At 70.2% G+C, this 21450-nt stretch carries 23 protein-coding genes; 13 read left to right on the top strand and 10 right to left on the bottom strand.

From position 1 onward, the window contains the following. The first annotated feature begins 66 nt into the window (after positions 1-66). The 5 genes from ACWD26_RS12055 (at position 67) to ACWD26_RS12035 (ending at position 3823) form a co-directional block, all read left to right on the top strand. A complete protein-coding gene (locus tag ACWD26_RS12055) occupies positions 67-1002 on the top strand; it encodes a carbohydrate ABC transporter permease (RefSeq protein WP_451268868.1) in 936 nt (311 codons plus the stop codon). Positions 1003-1009: 7 nt separating this feature from the next. Continuing rightward, on the top strand, positions 1010-1882 hold the full coding sequence (locus ACWD26_RS12050) for a carbohydrate ABC transporter permease (protein WP_451268866.1): 873 nt from the start codon (positions 1010-1012) through the stop codon (positions 1880-1882). Positions 1883-1964: 82 nt separating this feature from the next. Next, positions 1965-2390 carry a helix-turn-helix transcriptional regulator gene (locus ACWD26_RS12045; RefSeq protein ID WP_451268864.1) on the top strand — a complete coding sequence of 142 codons (426 nt, stop codon included), beginning with the start codon at positions 1965-1967 and terminating at the stop codon, positions 2388-2390. 9 nt (positions 2391-2399) lie between these two features. Further along, on the top strand, positions 2400-2831 hold the full coding sequence (locus ACWD26_RS12040; protein ID WP_451268862.1) for a VOC family protein: 432 nt from the start codon (positions 2400-2402) through the stop codon (positions 2829-2831). Positions 2832-3025: 194 nt separating this feature from the next. Continuing rightward, entirely contained in the window at positions 3026-3823 is a 798-nt protein-coding gene (locus ACWD26_RS12035; RefSeq protein WP_451268860.1) for a VOC family protein, read from the top strand. Positions 3824-3930: 107 nt separating this feature from the next. Here the strand turns inward: ACWD26_RS12035 and ACWD26_RS12030 are convergent, their stop codons facing one another. From ACWD26_RS12030 to ACWD26_RS12015, 4 genes are all read right to left on the bottom strand, one after another. Then, positions 3931-5154: an RNA polymerase sigma factor gene (locus ACWD26_RS12030; protein ID WP_451268858.1), complete on the bottom strand. Its 1224-nt coding sequence runs from the start codon at positions 5152-5154 to the stop codon at positions 3931-3933. A gap of 58 nt (positions 5155-5212) precedes the next feature. Beyond that, the gene (locus ACWD26_RS12025; RefSeq protein ID WP_451268856.1) at positions 5213-5626 is read right to left on the bottom strand and encodes a YciI family protein; all 414 of its coding nucleotides are present in this window, start codon (positions 5624-5626) and stop codon (positions 5213-5215) included. A gap of 251 nt (positions 5627-5877) precedes the next feature. After that, the gene (locus ACWD26_RS12020) at positions 5878-6234 is read right to left on the bottom strand and encodes a hypothetical protein (RefSeq protein WP_451268854.1); all 357 of its coding nucleotides are present in this window, start codon (positions 6232-6234) and stop codon (positions 5878-5880) included. A gap of 93 nt (positions 6235-6327) precedes the next feature. Beyond that, positions 6328-6912: a dihydrofolate reductase family protein gene (locus ACWD26_RS12015; protein WP_451268852.1), complete on the bottom strand. Its 585-nt coding sequence runs from the start codon at positions 6910-6912 to the stop codon at positions 6328-6330. Positions 6913-7031: 119 nt separating this feature from the next. Here ACWD26_RS12015 and ACWD26_RS12010 point away from each other — a divergent pair, with 119 nt between their 5' ends. Then, entirely contained in the window at positions 7032-7622 is a 591-nt protein-coding gene (locus ACWD26_RS12010; protein ID WP_451268850.1) for a TetR/AcrR family transcriptional regulator, read from the top strand. Positions 7623-7879: 257 nt separating this feature from the next. On the opposite strand, the gene ACWD26_RS12005 is transcribed toward ACWD26_RS12010, so the two are convergent. Both ACWD26_RS12005 and ACWD26_RS12000 read right to left on the bottom strand, forming a co-directional pair. Next, positions 7880-9271 carry a family 2 encapsulin nanocompartment cargo protein polyprenyl transferase gene (locus tag ACWD26_RS12005; RefSeq protein ID WP_451268848.1) on the bottom strand — a complete coding sequence of 464 codons (1392 nt, stop codon included), beginning with the start codon at positions 9269-9271 and terminating at the stop codon, positions 7880-7882. A 111-nt stretch (positions 9272-9382) separates the two neighbouring features. Further along, a complete protein-coding gene (locus ACWD26_RS12000) occupies positions 9383-10789 on the bottom strand; it encodes a family 2B encapsulin nanocompartment shell protein (protein WP_451268846.1) in 1407 nt (468 codons plus the stop codon). Between the two features lie 294 nt (positions 10790-11083). Here ACWD26_RS12000 and ACWD26_RS11995 point away from each other — a divergent pair, with 294 nt between their 5' ends. After that, complete coding sequence (locus tag ACWD26_RS11995) at positions 11084-11674, top strand: N-acetylmuramoyl-L-alanine amidase (RefSeq protein ID WP_451268844.1); 591 nt, start codon at positions 11084-11086, stop codon at positions 11672-11674. 56 nt (positions 11675-11730) lie between these two features. Then, the gene (locus ACWD26_RS11990; RefSeq protein WP_451268842.1) at positions 11731-12642 is read left to right on the top strand and encodes a 1-aminocyclopropane-1-carboxylate deaminase/D-cysteine desulfhydrase; all 912 of its coding nucleotides are present in this window, start codon (positions 11731-11733) and stop codon (positions 12640-12642) included. On the opposite strand, the gene ACWD26_RS11985 is transcribed toward ACWD26_RS11990, so the two are convergent. After that, complete coding sequence (locus tag ACWD26_RS11985) at positions 12639-14234, bottom strand: Na+/H+ antiporter (protein WP_451268840.1); 1596 nt, start codon at positions 14232-14234, stop codon at positions 12639-12641. The genes ACWD26_RS11990 and ACWD26_RS11985 overlap by 4 nt on opposite strands. 60 nt (positions 14235-14294) lie before the next feature. On the opposite strand from ACWD26_RS11985, the gene ACWD26_RS11980 reads away from it, so the two are divergent. The 3 genes from ACWD26_RS11980 to ACWD26_RS11970 all read left to right on the top strand — a co-directional run bounded on the left by ACWD26_RS11980 (position 14295) and on the right by ACWD26_RS11970 (position 16409). After that, positions 14295-14555, top strand: coding sequence for a UBP-type zinc finger domain-containing protein (locus ACWD26_RS11980; RefSeq protein WP_451268838.1), 261 nt, complete (start codon positions 14295-14297; stop codon positions 14553-14555). Between the two features lie 295 nt (positions 14556-14850). Continuing rightward, positions 14851-15264, top strand: a complete 414-nt coding sequence (locus ACWD26_RS11975) for an ATP-binding protein (RefSeq protein WP_033525425.1) — start codon at positions 14851-14853, stop codon at positions 15262-15264. Then, positions 15261-16409: a SigB/SigF/SigG family RNA polymerase sigma factor gene (locus tag ACWD26_RS11970; protein WP_451268835.1), complete on the top strand. Its 1149-nt coding sequence runs from the start codon at positions 15261-15263 to the stop codon at positions 16407-16409. Before ACWD26_RS11975 ends, ACWD26_RS11970 begins: the two co-directional genes overlap by 4 nt. Before the next feature lie 39 nt (positions 16410-16448). Here the strand turns inward: ACWD26_RS11970 and ACWD26_RS11965 are convergent, their stop codons facing one another. Further along, positions 16449-16901 carry a hypothetical protein gene (locus tag ACWD26_RS11965; RefSeq protein WP_451268833.1) on the bottom strand — a complete coding sequence of 151 codons (453 nt, stop codon included), beginning with the start codon at positions 16899-16901 and terminating at the stop codon, positions 16449-16451. A 120-nt stretch (positions 16902-17021) separates the two neighbouring features. Here ACWD26_RS11965 and ACWD26_RS11960 point away from each other — a divergent pair, with 120 nt between their 5' ends. Together ACWD26_RS11960 and ACWD26_RS11955 are read left to right on the top strand one after the other, a co-directional pair. Then, positions 17022-17993: a diacylglycerol/lipid kinase family protein gene (locus tag ACWD26_RS11960; RefSeq protein ID WP_451268831.1), complete on the top strand. Its 972-nt coding sequence runs from the start codon at positions 17022-17024 to the stop codon at positions 17991-17993. A 318-nt stretch (positions 17994-18311) separates the two neighbouring features. Then, positions 18312-18569, top strand: coding sequence for a WhiB family transcriptional regulator (locus ACWD26_RS11955; protein ID WP_003992873.1), 258 nt, complete (start codon positions 18312-18314; stop codon positions 18567-18569). Positions 18570-18747: 178 nt separating this feature from the next. Here ACWD26_RS11955 and ACWD26_RS11950 read toward each other — a convergent pair whose 3' ends face one another. Beyond that, positions 18748-20214: a sensor histidine kinase gene (locus ACWD26_RS11950; RefSeq protein WP_451269136.1), complete on the bottom strand. Its 1467-nt coding sequence runs from the start codon at positions 20212-20214 to the stop codon at positions 18748-18750. Positions 20215-20789: 575 nt separating this feature from the next. Next, a complete protein-coding gene (locus ACWD26_RS11945) occupies positions 20790-21395 on the bottom strand; it encodes a TetR/AcrR family transcriptional regulator (RefSeq protein WP_451268829.1) in 606 nt (201 codons plus the stop codon). Positions 21396-21450 lie beyond the last annotated feature (55 nt).

The following is a 21450-nucleotide window of genomic DNA, read 5'->3' as shown; positions in this document are numbered from 1 at the left end:
GACCCACTCGTGAAAACCGTGGAACCCGCGCACACCGCGCCGTCCGGCCGGGACCAGGCGCCACCCGTGACCACCTCCGCAGACCCCGCCCGCCCCTCCCGCGGGAACCGGGAGTGGCTGCACGGACTGCTCATGTCCGCCCCCGCCGTCGCCGGACTCATCGCCTTCGTCGGCATCCCCTTCTGCTACGCCGTGGTGCTCTCCTTCTACAACGTGCGCCTCGGCTCGCCGCTGGAGCCGACCTTCTTCGGGGTCGAGCAGTACCGGCGGCTGTTCACCGACCCCGACCTGTCCGGCCCGTTCCTGCGGGCGCTGCTGAACAACCTGACGTTCGCCGTAGTAGTCGTCCCCCTCCAGACCGGCCTCGCGCTGGGCCTCGCGATCCTGCTGAACCGCAAGCTGAAGGCGATCGGTCTCTTCCGGTCACTCTTCTTCATGCCGGTCGTCTTCCCGATGGCGCTGGTCGCCGTGATCTGGCGGCTGATCCTCGCCCGCAGCGACCAGGGCATGCTCAACTCGGCGCTGGACGCGGTGAGTTTCGGCAACTGGGGCGCGTTCGACTGGCTCGGCGACGGCCTCACCGCGATGGCCTCGATCATCGTGCTCTCCGTCTGGCAGGGCGTCGGCTTCCAGATGGTCATCCTGCTCGCCGGACTCCAGCAGATCCCCGGCGAGCTCTACGAGGCCGCGCGACTCGACCGGGCCTCCCGCTGGCAGCAGTTCCGGCACGTCACGCTGCCCGGCATCCGGGGCACCCTCGTCTTCGTCGCGCTGCTCACCTCGGTGCTGTCGTTCCGGGTCTTCGACCAGGTGTACGTCCTGGTCAAGGGCGGCGGACTGGACGAGGACGCCGCCCGCACGGTGATGTACGAGGCCGTCACCACCGCGTTCGACCAGAACAACATCGGCCAGGCGTCCGCGATCACCGTCGTGTTCTTCCTGATCGTCGTCGTCCTGACCCTGATCCAGCGCCGTCTCGTCCGGCCCGACAACGAGGACTGACTCAGCCATGAGTACGAGCACGAGCACCGGCACGAGCACCGGTCTCTCCCGCGCGCCCCTGCGCCGCTTCCTCGACTACGCCGTCCTCTCCGTCCTGGCGTTCGTCTTCGCGCTGCCCGTCCTCTACCTCCTCCTCGGCAGCCTCAAGCCGTCCGACGAGGTCCTGAACGGCCTGTCCGGCTTCCTGCCCACCCACCTGTCGTTCGACAACTACACGGCGGTCCTGGACAGCCTGAACTCCGACAGCACGGGCTACTTCTGGCAGTTCATGGGCGTCTCACTGCTGCTGGCGTTCGTGGTGGTGACGGGCGGCCTCTTCGTCAACTCGATGGCCGCGTACGGGCTGTCGCGGCTGAGGTGGCGGGGCCGGGAAGGTGTCTTCACCCTGGTCCTGCTGCTGATGCTGGTCCCGTTCGAGTCGGTGGCCGTGCCGCTGTTCTACATGTTCAACGACCAGCGGAACACGCTCTTCATCCTGGCGCTCCCCTTCATCGCGAACGCCTTCTCCGTCTACCAGTTCCACACGTTCTTCCGCACGATCCCGCCGAGCATCGAGGAAGCCGCCCGCATCGACGGCGCCGGCCCCTGGCGCACCTTCTTCGCGATCATCGTCCCGATGTCGAAGCCCGCCTTCGCCTCCGTCGCGATCCTGACCTTCCTCACGCAGTGGGGTTCGTTCCTGTGGCCGGTGCTGATGGTGTCCGACCCGTCGGTGCGTCCGCTGCCGCTGGAGATGAGCGTCTTCCAGGGCCAGCAGCCGCCGGACTGGGGCCAGATCCTGGCTTTCGGCGTGCTTCTCGTCCTGCCGGTCCTGCTCGTCTTCGCCTTCTTCCAGCGGTGGTTCGTCCAGGGGGTGGCCAGCTCGGCGGTGAAGGGGTGACACCCCGGGGGGGCCGAGCCTGTCGGAGCGCGGAACGCCGCATCGGCTGCCCGTTGTCGGTGGCCGGTGCGATGCTGTGAGCATGAACCGGGAGGATCTGGTGCGGCTGCGGCGGGCACGGGACCGCATGGACCGCGAGTACGCCGAGCCGCTGGACGTGACCGCCCTCGCCCGCACCGCGCTGATGTCCCCCGGACACTTCCAGCGCAGCTTCCGCGCGGCCTTCGGCGAGACCCCCTACGGCTATCTCATGACCCGCCGGACAGAGCGCGCCAAGGCGTTGCTGCGCCGAGGCGACCTGACGGTGACCGAGGTGTGCATGGCCGTGGGCTGTACGTCACTGGGGTCCTTCAGCTCCCGTTTCACGGAGCTGGTCGGCGAGACCCCGAGCGCGTACCGCGCCCGCTCGCACGAGGAGAGCGCGGCGATCCCCGCATGCGTGGCGAAACGTCTGACCCGTCCCGCCCGCCATCGCATACGCACGGCGGAACCGGGCGAAGCGTCCTAGCGTGAGCTCATGGCTACGAACGATCCGAGCGACCTGAAGCTCGCCCAGTGCTTCCTCGCCGTCGACGACCACGACAAGGCGCTCGCCTTCTACCGCGACGTCCTGGGCATGGAGGTCCGCGGTGACGTGGGCTTCGAGGGCATGCGCTGGGTCACCGTGGGCTCCCCCCTCCAGCCGGACGTCGAGATCGTCCTGGAGCCTCCCGCCGCCGACCCCGACATCTCCCCGGCCGACCGCGAGACGATCGCCACGCTCCTCGCCAAGGGCGTCCTCCGCGGCGTCAACTTCACCACCACCGACTGCGACGCCCTCTACGCCCGCGTCGAGGCCTCCGGCGCCGACGTCCTGCAAGAGCCGACGGACCAGCCCTACGGGGTCCGCGACTGCGCCTTCCGCGACCCGGCGGGCAACATGCTGCGCTTCATGCAGCGCCGAGCCTGAGCGGGCGCGGCGCGTTGGCGGGTCGGCGGGTCGGCGGGCTGGCCTACGGCTGGCCGACGGGCGGGCTGGCGGGCCGGCTGGGGAGGGCGGGCACGCCGGCCGGTCGGGAAACCTCGTTGCGTGGGATGCGGCGGCGGGAGAGCGTACGAGTCGTTCGACCGAAGGGGTCGGACCGTACGAGAGGGAGCGGCGCTGTGAGTGAAGTGAGCGGGACCGACGGGGACGGCGGGATCGATGGGGCCCGTGGCGCGGGCGGCGCGATCCGGTGGACGTACGCCTTCGTCGACCGACCGGCGGCCGAATTCGAACGAGCTTGCGCCTTCTGGACGGCGGTCACGGCGACCAAGCTGTCGGAACCCCGGGGCGACCAGGGTGAGTTCGTGACCCTGCTGCCCGAGGCGGGGGACGCGTGCGTGAAGGCGCAGGGCGTCGCGTCCGGTGACGGCGGCGCTCACCTGGACCTCGCCGTCGAGGACGTACCCGCTCTCGTCGACCGGGCGGTCCGGCTCGGCGCCGAGGTGGTCGCCCCCAACGACGGCTGGGCCGTGCTGCGCTCCCCCGCCGGCCACCTCTTCTGCGCGGTGCCGTGGCACGGGGAGTCCGTGCGGCCACCGGTGGTCGACGACAGCCGCCTGGACCAGGTGTGCCTGGACGTGGCGCCGACGGCGTTCGACGCGGAGGTCGCGTTCTGGACGGCCCTGTCGGGCTGGGACTCCTCCCCTGGCTCACGCCCGGAGTTCCACGTCCTGCGACCCCCGGCCGGCCTCCCCGTACGCATCCTCCTCCAACGCCTCGACACCCCCCGCCACGCCTCCGCCCACGTCGACCTCGCCTGCGCCGACATCTCCGCCACCCGCGCCCACCACGAACACCTCGGCGCCACCTTCGTCGCCGGCCACCCCCACTGGACGGTGATGCGCGACCCGGCGGGCGGCACGTACTGCCTGACGGGCCGCGACCCGGAGACGGGCGGGCTGCCGTTGAATCGGTGAGGACGGCGGGGGCGCACACGGAAGGCCCCACGCGTCCTGCACCGCCACCCGCCAACCCGCCAACCCGTCAGCCCGTCAAGGGGTCAGCCCGTCAAGGGGTCAGCCCGTCAACCCGTCATCCGAGCCGCCCGCGCAAGCAGATACCTCTGCTCGGGCAGACTCAGCGTCCGCCGCGCGGCCGACTCGTACGCGGCCCGCGCGGCACGCATCTCCCCCGCCCGCTCCAGCAGATGCCCCCGCACCGCCGCCACCCGATGCCCGATCGCCGCCTCCTCCCCCAGGGAATCCAGCTCGGCGAGCCCGGCCCGAGGCCCCCGCACCATGGCCACCGCCACCACCCGGTTGAGCCGCTCGACCGGCCCGGGAACCAGCCCGACCAGCACGTCGTAGAGCCCGAGAATCTCCCGCCAGTCCGTGGCCTCGTACGAAGCGGCCTCATCGTGGACGGCGGCGATCGCGGCCCGCACCTGATAGGGCCCCGCCCTCCCTCTCGACCCCGCCAGCGCCCGGGTCACCAGCGCGACGCCCTCCTCGACGGCCGCCTTGTCCCACCGCTCCCGATCCTGTTCGTCGAGCGGCACCAACTCACCCCGCGCGTCCGTACGAGCCTCCCGGCGCGCGTCGGTGAGCAGCATCAGCGCCAGCAACCCGGTCACCTCGCCGTGTTCGGGCTGCAGGGCGTGCACGGTCCGAGTCAGCCGCATCGCCTCCCGCGCCAGATCGGCCCGCTGCAGACTCGCCCCGGAAGTCGCCGTGTACCCCTCGTTGAACACCAGATACAGAATCTGCAGGACGGCGGGCAGCCGCTCCTCCCAGTTGTCGGGCCGCCCGAACCGCACCCCCCGCACCTTCTGCTTGGCCCGGCTGATCCGCTGCGCCATCGTCGCCTCGGGCACCAGGCACGCCCGCGCGATCTCGGCGGTGGTCAGCCCGCCGACCGCCCGCAGCGTCAGCGCGATCTGCGCCGGCACCGACAGTTCGGGGTGGCAGCACAGGAAGAGCAGGGTCAGCGTGTCGTCCTCGTTCGGCGCCCGGTCCGCCCCCGGCGGCGGCGCCACGAACGCGTCGCGCGGCGTCAACGCGGCCGCCCTCTCCTCCCGCAGCCGCCGCGCCTCCTCGCTGCGCAACGCGTCCGTCAACCGCCGCGAGGCCACCTTGATCAGCCACCCGCGCGGATTGTCGGGCACGCCGTTCGACGGCCACTGCCCGGCCGCCGCGAGCAACGCCTCCTGCACGGCGTCCTCAGCGGCGTAGAAATGCCCGTACCGCCGAACCAGCGCGCCGAGGACCTGCGGCGCGCACCGGCGCAGCAGGTCCTCGACCTCACTCACACTGCTCGTCCGACCGGGTCCGACCGAGTCGGACGGGCCCCGACCGGCTCCGAGCGGCTCAGATGTCCCCCGCACCGTCCATCACCGGCCGGATGACCACCGGGTACTCCTTGGACCCCTCGGGGACGGGGCACCGGGCGACCCGGGCCGCGATCTCCGTGACCCGGTCCAGGCTCGCGCAGTCCAGGAGCCAGTAGCCGGCGAGCAGTTCCTTGGTCTCCGGGTACGGCCCGTCCGTGATCACCGGCTTGCCGTCGGCGTCGGCCGTGACGAACCTGGTCCGCGCCGGCTCGGCCAGCCCCTGTCCGTCGATCATCTCTCCGGTCTCGGCGAGGTCGTCGTTGATCGCGCCCATGTGGGCGTACATGGCCTGCAGTTCCTCCTGCGTCCAGGCCGGCGAGCCCTCGGACGCCTTGCCCCGCATGCCCTCGTAGTCCGCCTGCGTGCCCAGGACCATCACCAGGTACTTCATGAGTCCGCTCCTTCGTGTTCCTCGGTTCGGACCACCCGTGGTGGGCGGCTCTCACAGGGGACGTCGGAGCCGCTTCGGGCTTCTCGACACACTCGCGACACTCGCGCGATTTTTTCCCGAGTTCCCTCGAATCCCACGAACCCGCTGCGTACAGGCATGCGGACTCGCTTTCTCAGGGCTTCGCGAACCCGTCGCTCAGGCCCATGGCACCGCTGCTGGGGCAGCAGGGCGGCTGGCCCGGCCGGACCGCTTCAAGCCTTCTCCTCGGTCCGCGCCTCGACCGTCTCAGTCGCCACCTCGGTCTGTCCCTCGGCCTTCGCCTCGTGCACGTCATGACCGCCCTGCGCTCCATGACCCGCATGAGGGCCATGCGCTCCATGACCGCCATGCGTGCTGTGGCTCCCGTGCGTCCGGCGGGCCACTGCCCGGGGCTTCGCCCCGGCGGCCTCCTGCGCCTCGGTGGCCTCGTCGACGTACGCCTCACACTCGTGGTTCCTGCACGGACCCGGACCCCACACGGGTACCCACGCGCCCAGCGTCTTGTGCCGCCGTACGACCGTGGTCACAGGCTGTCCGCAGACCGAGCAGACATGCTCGTCGATGCCCATGCCCTCAGGGTATGGCCGACGGGGCCAGGGCGCTCCCCGCGTGCGCCGACAATCGGCGACGCCCGAAGGGCCCGCTGCTCGGCGCCCGCCCCGTCAGCGCTTCCTGCTGTACCTCCGCACCACCACCCCGTTGTCGAAGCCGCGCACCTCGTCGAGCGTGAACTCACAGACGGCGAACCCGGAGCCGAACATCGGCATGCCGCTGCCCTGCACGACCGGGTACGTCTTGATGATCAGCTCGTCGATCTCGTCGATCAGCGCGCCCGCGACGGCCGAGCCGCCGCACAGGTAGATGCCGAGTTCACCGTCCTCCGCCTTGAGCTCACGGACCTTGCCGACCAGGTCGTCCGAGATGAGTTCGACGTTCGGGTCGGGCGACTCCTTGAGCGTGCGCGAGGCGACGTACTCGCGCAGATGCGAGAACGGACTCGTGACGCCCTCTTTCAACGCCACGTCGTAGCTGGCGCGGCCCTGGATGACCGTGTCGTACTCCTTGTTCGGCACACCGTCGGTGCCGATGAGCCGACGCACATGGCTGGGGTTGATGTCCGGGTGCTCCGACTTGAGGTACTCGGCGAACTCCCCCACCACGAAGGGGTACATGTACGACGCGTCGCCGTCCTCATCCCCGATGAAGCCGTCGATGGAGCAGGCGATGACATACGTGAGCTTGCGCAAACCGGTCTCTTTCCCTCGTCCGACAGGTGAATCACTGCTGGACCCAGCAGCTGAACCACGTCAGTTATAGTACTTCAACTGTAGTGGTTGCAAGCTGTTTCAGACATGGAGGAGTTCGGATGGTCAGGAACCCGGAGCGCAGGGCCGCTCTGCTGGACGCGGCGGTGACGGTGCTGGCGCGGGAGGGCGCGCGCGGGCTGACGTTCCGCGCGGTGGACGCCGAGGCCGGGGTGCCCGTGGGCACCGCGTCGAACTACTTCGCCGACCGGGACACGTTCCTCCAGCAGATCGACGCCCGGCTGCAGGAGCGTCTGACCCCCGACCCGGCCGTGATCGAAGAGCTGCTCAAGTCACCGAAGGACCGCACCCTGGTCATGGCCTTCATGCGGGACCTGCTGGCCCGCGTCACCGGGGACCGCACCGGCTACCTCGCCCACCTCGAACTGCGCCTCGAAGCCACCCGCCGCCCGGCCCTGCACGCCTCCTACACGGAGTCGGTCCGCGGCGAGCTGGAGTTCGGGATGCGCTTCCACCGTGAGGCGGGCCTCCCCGGCGGCGACGAGACCGTCATGGTCCTCTACCTGGCCATGCAGGGTCTTCTCCTCGAACACCTCACCCTGCCGGACGTCCTCGACGACGCCCTCCCCGGTGTCACCGCCCCCGAGGGCCTGATGGAACGTCTCGTGCACACGATCGTCCCCGAGCACTGAGACACACCCGGTCAGGGCGCGGGGAACGGGGCGACAAGCCCCCACGAACCCGCACCGCACCAGCACCCGCACCCGCACCGGCACCGGCACCGGCACCGGCACCGGCCAACCCTCTACAGGGGTGCCGAAAACCCGACGGGCCCCGCACACCGTGGGGATGTGCGGGACCCGTCGATCCGAAGGCCCAGCCCCGCGCTGGGTCAGGTCAACACGGCGCCCGCCTCCGGAGCATCACCCGGCACGCAGCCGGCCCTCCCTCAGCTGCTGCGGCGCGTCACGAACTCGGCCAGCGCGAGGAGCCCGCCGGCCGACTCCGGATCCGGTACCGCACGGGACAGTTCGTGCATGGCCCGGGCCATACGATCGGCGGCCTGGACCTGCGCCCAGTCGCGGCCGCCGGCCCGCTCCACCACGAGTGCCGTGCGCTCCAGATCACCCTCCTCGTACGGCAGTCCGTACAGCTCGGCGAGTTCGGCGGCCTCCGGGGTGCCGGAGGAGAGCGCGGCGACCACCGGGAGGGACTTCTTGCGGACCATGAGGTCCGCCCCGGCCGGCTTGCCGGTGCGGCTCGGGTCGCCCCAGATGCCGATGACGTCGTCGATGAGCTGGAAGGCGAGCCCGGCCTCCCGCCCGAACGCGTCGAGGGCCTCGACGTCCTCCTCACCGGCGCCCGCGTACAGCGCCCCCAGCGCACAGGCGCAGCCGAGCAGCGCGCCCGTCTTCGCCTCGGCCATGGTGAGCACCTCGTCGAGGGTGACGTCCTCGGGCCGGCGCCCTTCCATCTCGGTGTCCGTGTGCTGGCCCGCGCACAGTTCGACGACACAGGACGCGAGCCGTGCCGAGGCGGCGGCCGACGCCGGATGCGGGTCCTCGGCGAGCAGTTGCTGGGCCAGAGCCTGCAGCGCGTCCCCGGCGAGGATCGCGTCGGGCACCCCGAACACGGTCCACGCGGTGGCCCGGTGCCTGCGGGTGGTGTCCCGGTCCATCACGTCGTCGTGCAGCAAGGTGAAGTTGTGGACCAGTTCCACCGCGGCGGCGGCCCGTACGGCGGCGGACTCGCGCCCGCCGAGCGCGGCGACCGCGGCGAGGACCAGCGCGGGGCGTATCGCCTTGCCCGCGTTCCCGGTGGCGGGTGTGCCGTCCGCGTGCTCCCAGCCGAAGTGATAGCGCGCGACCCGGCGCATGGAGCCGGGCAACGACTCGATGGCCCGCCGCAGTTCGGGGTCGACGGACACCCGTGCCTGCTCCAGGATTCCCGCCGCCTCCTGGCCGTCGAACGAAGCCGATGCCCCGGTCCGGCCGACCGGCACCCGGTCACCGGCAAAAGGCATGTCCCTCGCCGGCTCTCCGCCTCCCTTCGGGTCCAGAACTCCTCTCCGATCCCGCTCCCCACCCCCCGTAGGCCCCAGGGCTCTCCTCCGATCCCGATCCACGACTCCTGTCGATCCCACCAGGGGCCCATCCGGCTGCAAGGCCCCCGTCGGCTCCACAGACACCACCGGTTCCGCAGCCCCCGTCTGCCCCACAACCCCCTGCGGGTCCGGGGAAGTCGAGCCGGGGCCCCGCCCTTCCGGGATCTTGCTCTTCGCAGCGCCCCCGACGAGGGTTTCGGCGGGGCTCTGCTTCGTCTCCGTCATGAACTCACCCATGGGATCGCCTCGGAGAGTCCGCGGGCGGTGGCGGTTCCGCCGCGGCTGGGCGCGTACTCCCGGGGTGTACCCGCCCTGTCGGGCGGGGACACGGGCTGCGGTCGGCCAAGGTCACCGCCAGCGACCGATCTCGACGTTCTCCAGAACGCCGAGCGCGTCGGGGACCAGGACCGCGGCCGAGTAGTAGGCCGTCACGAGGTACTTGATGATGGCCTGTTCGTTGATGCCCATGAAGCGCACGGACAGGCTGGGCTCGATCTCGTCCGGGATGTTCGCGGCCCGCAGTCCGATGACGCCCTGGTCCTCCTCGCCGGTACGCATGGCGATGATCGAGGTGGTCCTGGCCTCGGTGACCGGGATCTTGTTGCACGGGTAGATCGGTACACCACGCCAGGTGGGGATGCGGTTCCCGGCCATGTCGATCGTCTCCGGGACGAGTCCGCGCTTGTTCAGCTCGCGGCCGAACGCGGAGATCGCCCGCGGGTGGGCCAGCAGCAGCTTGGTGCCCCGGCGGCGGCTCAGCAGCTCGTCCAGGTCGTCCGGGCTGGGCACGCCGTCGTGCGGCTGGAGTCGCTGCTCGTACTCGCAGTTGTGGAGGAGGCCGAACTCGCGGTTGTTGATGAGCTCGTGCTCCTGGCGTTCCTTCAACGCCTCGACGGTGAGCCGGACCTGCTGCTCGGTCTGGTTCATCGGCTGGTTGTAGAGGTCGGCCACGCGCGTGTGGATGCGCAGGACGGTCTGGGCGACGCTGAGTTCGTACTCGCGCGGCGCGGCCTCGTAGTCGACGAAGGTGTGCGGGATGTCCGGCTCACCGCTGTGGCCGGCGGCGAGGTCGATCTCCTTCTCGCCGTACTTGTTGGTGCGCTGCGACGGGATGGAGCGCTGCTCCTGAAGGTGTTCGCTGAGCGTCTCGGCGCGCTCCGCGAGCTGCTCGACGGCCTGGCGGGGCAGGACGAGCACCGTGCACGCGGTGACCGCACGGGCCGTGTACTCCCAGATCGCGTCGGGGTCGAGCAGCGCCTGGTCGCCGAAGTAGGCGCCGTCGGCGAGCACGCCGAGGACCGCGTCGTCGCCGTAGGGTCCGGTACCGATCTTCTCGACCTTGCCGTGCGCGAGCAGGAACACCTCCTCGGCCTGGCTGCCGAACTCCGCCAGCACATCGCCGGGCGCGAACTCCCGCTGCTCGCAGCGCTGGGCCAGCTCGCCCAGCACCTCGATGTCCTCGTAACTGCGCAGGGCCGGAAGTTCGCCCAGCTCCGCGGGGATGACGGCGACCCGGTCGCCGGTCTTCACAAAGGTGACGCGGCCGTCGCCGACCGCGTAGGTGAGCCGCCTGTTCACCCGGTACGTGCCGCCCTGGACGTTCACCCACGGCAGGGTGCGCAGCAGCCAGCGCGAGCTGATCTCCTGCATCTGGGGCGTGGACTTCGTGGTGGTGGCCAGGTTCCGGGCAGCGGCCGTGCCGAGACTCTGCTGCGGCCTGTCCTGCTGCGAGCGGACCTCTTCGCCTACCGACATACGGATTCCCCTCCGGGTGTGCACTGATATCGCGGTCACCGATCTCGCGATTTAGCCTCCCATCACGGAACGTGTCGATGCTATTACCCGAAAGAGCGGGAATGGATCTTCGAAGAGTGGGCATATCCAGCGACTTTGTCGACCACCCGTGCCCCCGTCCGTGCCCGCCACGAATCTGACCGGATCGACTCGCGCGTCCCACCACCAACTGGCCCCGGCAAGGCGTCGGGAGTACAAGCCTGCCTACGAGGCGGCCACGACCGGCGGCCGTCGCACCGCATGAAGGAGTCGGCCATGGCCCCACCCATGTCCGCGGGCAGATTTCTCACCGTCCTCAAGAACGAGGGCGTCCGCGTCGTCGAGGTCGGCGACTGGGAGCATCACAACCGTAACCATGTGGGCCCGTGGGGGCCCGTGCACGGGGTGATGATCCACCACACCGTCACCTCGGGCAGCGCACGCACCGTCCGTATCTGCCGGGACGGCTATTCGGGCCTGCCCGGTCCGCTGTGCCACGGTGTCATCACCAAGGACGGCCGGGTCCACCTCGTCGGCTACGGCCGCGCCAATCACGCCGGCCTCGGCGACGACGACGTGCTGCGGGCCGTGATCGCCGAGAAGGCCCTCCCGCGGGACAACGAGGCCAACACCGACGGCAACCGCCACTTCTACGGCTTCGAGTGCGAGAACCTCGGCGACGGCGAGGACCCCTGGCCCGAGGCCCAACTCGCCGCGATCGAACGGGTCTCCGCCGCCGTCTGCCGTCACCACGGCTGGAACCAGCGGTCCGTCATCGGCCATCTCGAATGGCAGCCCGGCAAGGTCGACCCCCGGGGCTTCACCATGGCCTCCATGAGAGAGCGAATCCGGGCCCGACTGAGGTAGGGACCGGATCACGCGCGGACCCGGCGTCGGCCGGTCATGTGTCCGACAATGGGCAGGTGACCGGCCACCCCTGCACCCCCGATCCCGCCACCGCCCTGAACCCCCGGCTGCCTTCCCCCCTCCAGGAGGTCACGGACGAGCGCTTCGCCCACCACGGCGTCCGGCTGCTCCTCAAGCGCGACGACCTGATCCACCCGCAGCTCATCGGCAACAAGTGGCGCAAGCTCGTCCCCAATCTGCGCGCGGCGGCCGGCCGCCCGCTGCTCACCTTCGGCGGGGCGTACTCCAACCACCTGCGCGCCACCGCCGCCGCGGGCCGCCTCCTGGACGTGCCCACCGTCGGCGTGGTCCGCGGCCAGGAACTGGCCGACCGCCCGCTCAACCCGTCCCTGGCCCGTTGCACGGCCGACGGTATGCGGCTGCACTTCGTCGACAGGTCGACGTATCGCCACAAGGCCGACCCGGCCACCCTGGCCGCCGTCCTCCGCGCCGCCGACGCCGAGGAGGCGTACGTCGTCCCCGAGGGCGGCAGCAACCCCCTCGCCGTTCGCAGCTGCGAGGCCCTCGGCGCGGAGCTGCGCGGCAGAGCCGACCTGGTGGCCGTCGCCTGCGGCACCGGCGGCACCCTCGCCGGTCTGGCCGCCGGTCTGGCCCCCGGGCAGCGCGCTCTCGGAGTCCCCGTCCTCAAGGGCGGCTTCCTGGGGGAGGAGATACGAAGACTCCAGGACCAGGCCTTCGGCGGTCCGCGCGGCGACTGGCGGCTCGACGAGCGCTTCCACTTCGGCGGCTACGCCCGCACCACCCCCGACCTCGACGCTTTCGCGACCGATTTCGAGACCCACCACGGCCTCCCAGTAGAACGTCTCTATGTCGCCAAGTTGCTGTACGGACTTGTCTCCCTGGCGGCGGAGGGCGCCTTCCCGCGCGGGACGACGATCGCCGCGGTCATCACCGGGCGACCGTTCTAGGACGCCTCGCGGTAGGCCGCCGCCTCCTCCAGGTCCAGCCGCCGCAGCAGCGTCCGCAGCATCTCGTCGTCGATGTACCGCCCGTCGCGCAGCTTCACGAAGACCGCCCGCTCGGCGCCGATCATCTCGCGGGAGAGGCGGCTGTACGTGTCGTCGGCGCTCTCTCCGGTGACCGGGTTCACCGCGCCGAGCCGCTCCCAGACGGCGTTGCGGCGCCGTTCCAGGACCGTGCGGAGGCGGTCGACGAGCGGGGGCGGCAGCTCGTTGCGCTCGTTGGCGAGAAGTTCGTCCAGGCGCGCCTCGGCGGCCCTGGACGCCTGGGCCTGGGCGTTGGCCTCGGCGAGGGTCTCGGCCTGCTGGTCGCGGCCCGGCAGTTTCAGCACCCGGACCAGCGGCGGCAGGGTCAGCCCCTGGATGACGAGCGTCCCGATGACGGTCGTGAAGGTCAGGAAGAGGATCAGGTTCCGCTCGGGGAAGTCGTCCCCGCCGTTCACCGTGAGCGGGATCGAGAAGGCGATGGCCAGCGAGACGACCCCGCGCATCCCGGCCCAGGCGATGACGAACGGCCCCTTCCAGGTGGGCTGGTCCTCCCGTTCCCGGATCCGTCGCGACAGCATCCGCGGCAGGAAGGTCGCCGGGTACACCCACACGAACCGGGACACGACCACGACGAGGAAGACGGCCACGGCGTACCAGGTGGCGCGCACGCCCTCGTACTCGCCCAGCCCTTCGAGGACGACCGGGAGCTGGAGTCCGATGAGGGCGAACACGGCGGATTCCAGCAGGAAGGCGACCATCTTCCAGACGGCCTCCTCCTGGAGGCGGGTGGCGAAGTCGACCTGCCAGTTGCGGTGGCCGAGGTACAGGCCGACGACGACCACGGCGAGCACTCCGGAGGCGTGCACCCACTCGGCGAGCCCGTAGGCGACGAACGGGATGAGCAGGGAGAGGGTGTTCTGGAGCAGCGCTTCCCTCAGGTGCGTGCGCAGCCAGTGGATCGGCACCATCAGCAGCAGGCCCACCGCGACGCCGCCGACCGCGGCCACCAGGAAGTCGACCGTCCCGCCGGCCCAGCTCGCGCCCTCACCCACGGTGGCCGCGAGGGCCACCCGGTAGGCGGTGATCGCGGTCGCGTCGTTCACCAGGGACTCGCCCTGCAGGATCGTGGTGATCCGCGAGGGCAGCCCCACCCGTCGGGCGACCGCCGTCGCCGCGACCGCGTCCGGCGGCGCCACGACCGCGCCGAGCACCAGTGCGGCGGTCAGCGGCAGTCCCGGCACGATCAGATACGCGGCCCAGCCGACGGCGAGGGTGGCGAAGAGCACGTAGCCGACCGACAGCAGTGCGACGGGTCGCAGCTGGGCCCGCAGATCGAGGTACGAGCTGTCACTGGCGGCCGTGTACAGCAGCGGGGGCAGGATCAGCGGCAGGACGATCTCGGGGTCGAGTTCGTAGTGGGGCACTCCGGGCAGGTACGACACCGCGAGTCCCACCGCGACCAGCAGCAGCGGCGCGGGCACAGGGGTACGGCGGGCTGCCCCGGCGACCGTCGCGCTCCCTGCGACCAGCAACAGCAAGGGCAAAAAGTGCATCGCTTCCCGCCGCCTTCAATTCCGCGCGAGGTTCCTCGCGCCCGTCGTAACCTGGCAATCATGAAACAGTGCACGCACGCGGACGCGCTGCCGCACCCCGAGCCCGATCCCCTGAGCGAGACCTGCCCGGAGTGCCTGGCCGCCGGGAGCCACCCGGTGCAGTTGCGGATGTGTCTGGAGTGCGGGCACGTCGGCTGCTGCGACTCCTCGCCGATGCGGCACGCGACCGAGCACCACAAGGAGAGCGGCCATCCCATCATGCGTACGTTCGAAGCGGGCGAGACCTGGCGCTGGTGCTTCGTGGACCATGTACTCGTCTGACATTCGGAACCATGCCACCGCGTGACACGTCGACGTACTCGTGTGACACGGTTCGGCGGTCGGACGCCTGGGTACGTCAATCCGGCGCGCGCTCTTCCCATTTGAGGCCCGCAGACCCCTAGCCACCGAGCGTATTCATATGCTTACTATGAGTGACAGCATGGGGTGGGGTCCTCGGGACCCCGAGGACACAGCGCTCGGTAGCGCGATAGCGTCACCGCTGAACCACGTAGCGCGTTACCCCGGGGGGCGACCCTCGGCCCCCGAAAAAGCTTGTACCACCTTGGAGGTGAGGGTGTCCCAGATCGCAGGCGAGCCCGGGACCCAGGACTTCGTGGAAGTCCGGCTGCCGGCCGCGGGTGCCTACCTGTCGGTGCTGCGTACGGCGACGGCCGGCCTCGCGGCCCGTTTGGACTTCACCCTCGACGAGATCGAGGACCTGCGCATCGCGGTCGACGAGGCCTGCGCGATCCTGCTTCAGCAGGCCGTGCCCGGCTCGGTGCTCAGCTGTGTCTTCCGTCTGGTCGACGATTCGCTGGAGGTCACGGTCTCGGCCCCCACCACGGACGGTCACGCCCCTTCGCGTGACACCTTCGCCTGGACCGTGCTGTCGGCCCTGGCGGGCAAGGTCTCCTCCGCGGTGGCCGACGACAAAACCGTTTCGATCAGCCTCTACAAACAGCGCGGCGCGGGACCCGGGCCGGCGTGAGGACGGGGGACGGGCCGGTGCGGGACGAAGAACGCGGCACACGGGAACTTCCCGCGGAGGATGACGGCGGTCCGAGTGGGCCGGCGCATCTGGCGGACGGCGTGGACGGCATTCCCGAGCAGGCCCGGCCGCATCCGGAGGACGACTCCTCGGCGGCGGCCGGAGCTTCTCGATGGGCGGCGCCGGCCGATGACGAGGCGCCTTCCGACGGGCAACGGGATCCGGAGGGTGTCCTACGGAGCACCACGTCCTCACGAGGGCGGACTGGGGCCTCCCCCGCTCGAGCACAGTCGAGAGCTGGGGGAACGGTGACGGCGGGCGGGACTATGAGCGAGCACGAGCGACACGACGAGGCGGGCGCGCAGAGCGTGCGAAGCGCACAGCACGACCCTCAGGACCGCAGCGGGGCGCGAGCCCTGTTCGTAGAGCTGCGTGCCCTGCCGGAGGGCAGTGCCGAGTACGCGGAGCTGCGCAACCGGCTGGTCCGGATGCATCTGCCGCTCGTGGAGCACCTCGCCCGCCGGTTCCGCAACCGCGGCGAGCCGTTGGACGACCTGACGCAGGTCGCCACCATCGGTCTGATCAAGTCGGTCGACCGCTTCGACCCGGACCGCGGCGTGGAGTTCTCCACGTACGCGACCCCGACGGTCGTCGGCGAGATCAAGCGGCACTTCCGTGACAAGGGCTGGGCGGTGCGCGTGCCGCGCCGGCTGCAGGAGCTGCGCCTGGCGCTGACCACGGCCACGGCGGAGCTGTCCCAGCAGCACGGCCGTTCCCCGACGGTGCACGAGCTGGCCGAGAAGCTGGCCATCTCGGAGGAGGAGGTCCTGGAGGGCCTGGAGTCGGCCAACGCCTACTCCACGCTGTCCCTGGACGTCCCCGACACCGACGACGAGTCGCCGGCCGTCGCGGACACGCTCGGCGCGGAGGACGAGGCGCTGGAGGGCGTCGAGTACCGGGAATCCCTGAAGCCGCTGCTGGAAGACCTTCCGCCCCGCGAGAAGCGGATCCTGCTGCTGCGTTTCTTCGGCAACATGACCCAGTCGCAGATCGCCCAGGAGGTCGGCATCTCCCAGATGCACGTCTCACGCCTGCTGGCGAGGACCTTGGCCCAGCTGCGGGAGAAGCTGCTGGTGGAGGAGTAGCCAGGAGGAGCGACGGATACGCCGGCTACGCGCGACCGGTTACCGCTTCGTCTCCTCCGCCCGGCCCGGCCCCTGGATTCCGAGGGCCTGGGTCGTCGCGGGATTGATCAGCAGCACCAGCACGGCCACCGCGACCACGGCCAGCACGATGCCCGCCCAGATCGCCACGCTGTCGGCCCGCAGCAGGTTGTAGGCCACCGGCAGCGCCATGATCTGGGTGACTACGGCGGGGCCCCGGCTCCAGCTCCGCCGCAGCAGCAGTCCGCGTGCGGCGATCAGCGGCAGCAGGGCCAGCGCGACGAGGGTGACACCCCCGGTGACACCAGTGCTCAGGTCGTCGGAGTCGCCGTTGAAACCGAGGACGAACATGGCCGCGCCGCCCACCAGCAGGGCCACCCCCTCCAGCGCGGCCAGCGCGGCCGCGGCGATCAGCCACCCGGGGCGGGGCTCGGCATCGGAGTTGTCCGGCGTGGGGGTCTGCTCAGGGCTCACCCCTGAAGGGTAGCCGTCGCCCTTTTACGCGCCCCCTCGTGCTCATCGTCACTACCTGATCCGCCCTTGATCCGCACCTCGGTATGGGCCGAGTACCACCCAGTAGGTACGCTGCAACCCATGCGTGCACTTCTCGTGGTCAATCCGGCGGCTACCACCACAAGCGCACGTACGCGCGATGTGCTGATCCACGCTCTGGCGAGCGAGATGAAGCTCGAGGCGGTCACCACCGAGTACCGAGGCCACGCCCGGGACCTCGCCCGCCAGGCCGCCGAGGGCAAGGGAGACGTCGAGCTGGTCGTCGCGCTCGGCGGTGACGGCACGGTCAACGAGGTCGTCAACGGTCTGCTGCACCACGGCCCCGACCCCGACCGCCTCCCCCGCCTCGCGGTGGTCCCCGGCGGCTCCACCAACGTCTTCGCACGCGCCCTGGGCCTGCCCAACCACCCGGTGGAGGCCACCGGCGTCCTCCTCGACGCCCTGCGTGAGAGCCGGGAGCGCACGGTCGGCCTGGGCATGGCCTCGGGCACCCCGGGCACACAGGACGAGGCGGTGCCGTCCCGCTGGTTCACCTTCTGCGCCGGCCTCGGATTCGACGCGGGAGTGATCGGCCGGGTCGAGCAACAGCGGGAACGCGGACGGAAATCCACACACGCTCTTTACCTGCGTCAGGTATTTCGGCAGTTCCTGGAGGAGCCGCACCGCAGGCTCGGCACGATCACTTTGGAACGGGCCGGCGAGGACCCGATTTCCGATCTTGTGCTGTCCATAGTCTGCAACACGTCCCCGTGGACGTTTCTGGGTAATCGCCCGGTGTACGCCTCGCCTAAGGCCTCGTTCGACAAAGGCCTCGACGTACTCGGTCTCAGCCGCATGTCGACGCCCGCCGTCGCCCGATATGGCACACAGTTGCTCACTTCGTCCCCCGAGCGCGGACCCCAGGGCAAGCACGCCACCACCCTGCACGACCTGACCGACTTCACCTTGCATTCGAAGGCGCCCCTCCCCCTCCAGATGGACGGCGACCACCTCGGACTGCGTACGAGCGTGACGTTCACAGGCGTACGCCGTGCACTGCGTGTGATTGTGTGAGCGGAACGGGCAAAAGTCCTTCCACTCGAACGTTTAGGCCAGGATCCACCCCATGGAAGTACGGCTGTGACACAGTCGACACCGAGGAATCAAAAAAAACTTTCCGGAAGGGGTTGTATCCGCCGCTGAGGTTTGCGAGTCTCTACGTGGCGCTCGGGACAGCCCGCAACACCGGCTCAAGCAAGCGCCAGAACCCCTCCTCAATCCACAGGACCACACCAGTCCGTCTGGTGATCGGCCCTTCACTTGTTGAGGGATTCGTGAAAGCGTTCACATTCACAAGCAACGTGCATGTAATACCAAGGAGAGGTAGCAGCCATGGACTGGCGTCACAACGCCGTTTGCCGCGAGGAAGACCCCGAGCTCTTCTTCCCCATCGGCAACACCGGTCCTGCGCTGCTGCAGATCGAGGAAGCCAAGGCTGTCTGCCGTCGCTGCCCGGTTATCGAGCAGTGTCTGCAGTGGGCGCTTGAGTCCGGTCAGGACTCCGGCGTCTGGGGTGGTCTCAGCGAGGACGAGCGCCGCGCCATGAAGCGCCGCGCCGCCCGCAACCGGGCCCGTCAGGCATCCGCCTGACATCCCACCCAGCAATAGCCTGAGCTTGGCGGCGCGCACAGCGAGTGCGCTTCTCCCGCCCCCGAGCCGCAGCGCGCAGTGCCCCCGGTGCGCTTAATCAGCCACTTGCCTGAGCCCCGGACCACATGGTGGTCCGGGGCTCAGTGCTGTTCCCCGTAAGTCCTGCTACGTCTGGGTGCTATTTCTGGGCGCGTACCGGGATGTCCAGGATCACCTGAGTGCCCTGCTCCGGAGCCGGGACCATGTCGAAGGTGCCGCCCAACTCCCCCTCCACCAGCGTCCGTACGATCTGCAGGCCGAGATTGCCGGAGCGGTGCGGGTCGAAGCCCTCGGGGAGACCCACCCCGTCGTCCTGGACGGTGACGAGCAGGCGGGTCTCCTTGGTGGTGCCGCCACGCACGGCCGAGACCTCGACGGTGCCGGTTTCTCCCTCACGGAAACCGTGTTCGAGGGCGTTCTGCAGAATCTCGGTGAGAACCATGGAGAGCGGCGTCGCGACCTCCGCGTCCAGGATGCCGAAGCGACCGGTGCGCCGGCCGGCGACCTTGCCCGGTGAGATCTCGGCGACCATGGCGAGCACCCGGTCGGCGATCTCGTCGAACTCCACCCGCTCGTCCAGATTCTGGGACAGCGTCTCATGCACGATCGCGATCGACCCGACCCGGCGTACGGCCTCCTCCAGCGCCTCGCGACCGCGCTCGGACTCGATGCGGCGGGCCTGGAGGCGCAGCAGCGCGGCGACGGTCTGGAGGTTGTTCTTCACCCGGTGGTGGATCTCCCGGATGGTCGCGTCCTTGGTGATCAACTCACGCTCGCGGCGCCGCAGTTCCGTCACGTCCCGCAGCAGCACCAGGGAACCGATGCGCGGGCCCTTGGGCTTGAGGGGGATCGCGCGGAACTGGATGACCCCGTCGCTGGACTCGATCTCGAACTCGCGCGGCGCCCACCCGCTCGCCACCTTGGCCAGCGCCTCGTCCACCGGGCCCCGGGACGGGGCGAGTTCGGCGGTCGTACGACCGAGGTGACAGCCGACGAGGTCGGCGGCGAGGCCGAGGCGGTGGTACGCGGAGAGGGCGTTCGGGGAGGCGTACTGGACGATGCCCTCGGCGTCGAGCCTGATCAGTCCGTCGCCCACGCGCGGCGAGGCGTCCATGTCGACCTGCTGGTCGGGGAACGGGAACGCCCCGGCTGCGATCATCTGGGCCAGGTCGGACGCGCTCTGGAGGTACGTCAACTCCAGTCGGCTCGGCGTCCGCACGGTCAGCAGATTGGTGTTGCGCGCGATGACGGCGAGCACGCGCCCCTCCCTGCGCACAGGGATCGACTCGACCCGGACGGGCACCTCCTCCCGCCACTCCGGGTCGCCTTCGCGGACGATGCGGCCCTCGTCGACGGCGACGTCCAGGAGGGGGCGCCGGCCGCGCGGGACCAAGTGGCCGACCATGTCGTCCTGGTACGAGGTGGGGCCCGTGTTGGGGCGCATCTGGGCCACGGAGACATAGCGGGTGCCGTCGCGTGTGGGAACCCAGAGGACGAGGTCGGCGAAGGAGAGGTCGGAGAGAAGCTGCCACTCCGACACCAGCAGATGCAGCCACTCCAGGTCGGAGTCGCTGAGCGCGGTGTGCTGGCGGACGAGTTCGTTCATGGAGGGCACGTGTGCGAGCGTACCTGGCGGTACGGACATGACCGGAAACAGCGGTTGACGTGGTCGGTACGCGCCCGGGCGCGGGCTGCCCCGCGGGGCCGTGTGCGGGTTGCCACGCGGGTCCCGGCGCGCGCTGCCGCCGGGCCCGGAAACACCCGCGGGCCGCGGCGCCTGAGAGGGACCCTCAACCCTCCCGGCACCGCAGCCCGGAGCAACATCGGCCATGGGGTGTGCGGTCCCAGTCGGCCGAAGGATGAGGATCCGGAGCAGTCAGGGCAGAGAGCGCCGGTTCCTCGGTCCGCTTTCCTGTGCGGGGAAAGCGGAGGCTTGTTCTTCGTCCAGGTGTGATCGCCCGCGGTCGGGGCCGCTGATCGATCACATGCCCTACCACGCATTGTTGACTAGACCACTGCCTGTGTCCATGCGTTGGCGGATGTTTGTTGTTGTTCTCTTGTCCGCGTCCGTCGGCGACTCCCCCGCAGAGTAGCCCGCTTCGCGCCGCGGCCGGGACGGAATGGCGTGGCACGTCCGGCCGCCGGCGCCGAGGCGGTCACCACGGGCGGTGCCACGGGAGGTCAGTCTCGGGGCCAGATCGTCATGGCGAGTGCGGCGACCGCCTCCAGCTCCTCCCGGCTCGCCCCGTCGCGGGCCTGCTGGGACATGCCCTGGATGATCGCTCCGGTATGCCTGGCCAGGGCTGCCGCGTCGGTGTGCGCGGGGAGTTCCCCGGCCGCGATGTCCGCTCTTATGCGGCTCTCGAAGGCGGCGATGTTCGCGTTCCGGCGGGTTCGGAGGGACTCCTCCACCTCGGGGGTCGTGCAGTTGGTCGCCGCGTGGACGAGCAGGCAGCCGTAGGGGTGGGCGGGGTCCGTGTACTCGACCGCGGCCTCGCGCAGTATCCGCTCCACCGCGGTTCGGGCGGTCCGCTCCTCGGCGAGGGCGCGGTCGGTGAAGGAGCCGTAACGGGTCCCGTACTCGCGCACGACCTCGGCGAAGAGGGACTGCTTGTCCCCGAACGCCGAGTACAGGCTCGGGGCGCCGATACCCATGACGCGGGTGAGGTCGGAGACCGAGGTGGCCTCGTACCCGTGCTCCCAGAACGCCATGATCGCCTTCTCCAGGGCGGTCTCACGGTCGAAGGAGCGGGGTCGGCCGCGCGGCTTGCTCTCCTTGGTCACCATGCGAGGGATTTTATAGCGGGCACTAGACAAACGACACCGGATCGCTCTACGGTCT

The sequence above is a fragment of the Streptomyces sp. NPDC002787 genome (genome assembly GCF_053592095.1).
Note: the sequence above shows the minus strand (reverse complement) of the source record. Positions and strands in the feature narration are given on the sequence as shown.

What these genes read in the sequence shown, in the direction of transcription:
- ACWD26_RS11960 (WP_451268831.1), top strand. Translation starts at nt 17,022, where the DNA reads ATGCGTGCACTTCTCGTGGTCAATCCGGCGGCTACCACCACAAGCGCA.
- ACWD26_RS12010 (WP_451268850.1), top strand. Translation starts at nt 7,032, where the DNA reads ATGGTCAGGAACCCGGAGCGCAGGGCCGCTCTGCTGGACGCGGCGGTG.
- ACWD26_RS12025 (WP_451268856.1), bottom strand. Translation starts at nt 5,626, where the DNA reads ATGAAGTACCTGGTGATGGTCCTGGGCACGCAGGCGGACTACGAGGGC.
- ACWD26_RS11945 (WP_451268829.1), bottom strand. Translation starts at nt 21,395, where the DNA reads ATGGTGACCAAGGAGAGCAAGCCGCGCGGCCGACCCCGCTCCTTCGAC.
- ACWD26_RS11950 (WP_451269136.1), bottom strand. Translation starts at nt 20,214, where the DNA reads ATGAACGAACTCGTCCGCCAGCACACCGCGCTCAGCGACTCCGACCTG.
- ACWD26_RS12005 (WP_451268848.1), bottom strand. Translation starts at nt 9,271, where the DNA reads ATGGGTGAGTTCATGACGGAGACGAAGCAGAGCCCCGCCGAAACCCTC.
- ACWD26_RS12045 (WP_451268864.1), top strand. Translation starts at nt 1,965, where the DNA reads ATGAACCGGGAGGATCTGGTGCGGCTGCGGCGGGCACGGGACCGCATG.
- ACWD26_RS12050 (WP_451268866.1), top strand. Translation starts at nt 1,010, where the DNA reads ATGAGTACGAGCACGAGCACCGGCACGAGCACCGGTCTCTCCCGCGCG.
- ACWD26_RS11955 (WP_003992873.1), top strand. Translation starts at nt 18,312, where the DNA reads ATGGACTGGCGTCACAACGCCGTTTGCCGCGAGGAAGACCCCGAGCTC.
- ACWD26_RS11995 (WP_451268844.1), top strand. Translation starts at nt 11,084, where the DNA reads ATGGCCCCACCCATGTCCGCGGGCAGATTTCTCACCGTCCTCAAGAAC.
- ACWD26_RS11985 (WP_451268840.1), bottom strand. Translation starts at nt 14,234, where the DNA reads ATGCACTTTTTGCCCTTGCTGTTGCTGGTCGCAGGGAGCGCGACGGTC.
- ACWD26_RS12040 (WP_451268862.1), top strand. Translation starts at nt 2,400, where the DNA reads ATGGCTACGAACGATCCGAGCGACCTGAAGCTCGCCCAGTGCTTCCTC.
- ACWD26_RS12020 (WP_451268854.1), bottom strand. Translation starts at nt 6,234, where the DNA reads ATGGGCATCGACGAGCATGTCTGCTCGGTCTGCGGACAGCCTGTGACC.
- ACWD26_RS11980 (WP_451268838.1), top strand. Translation starts at nt 14,295, where the DNA reads ATGAAACAGTGCACGCACGCGGACGCGCTGCCGCACCCCGAGCCCGAT.
- ACWD26_RS12000 (WP_451268846.1), bottom strand. Translation starts at nt 10,789, where the DNA reads ATGTCGGTAGGCGAAGAGGTCCGCTCGCAGCAGGACAGGCCGCAGCAG.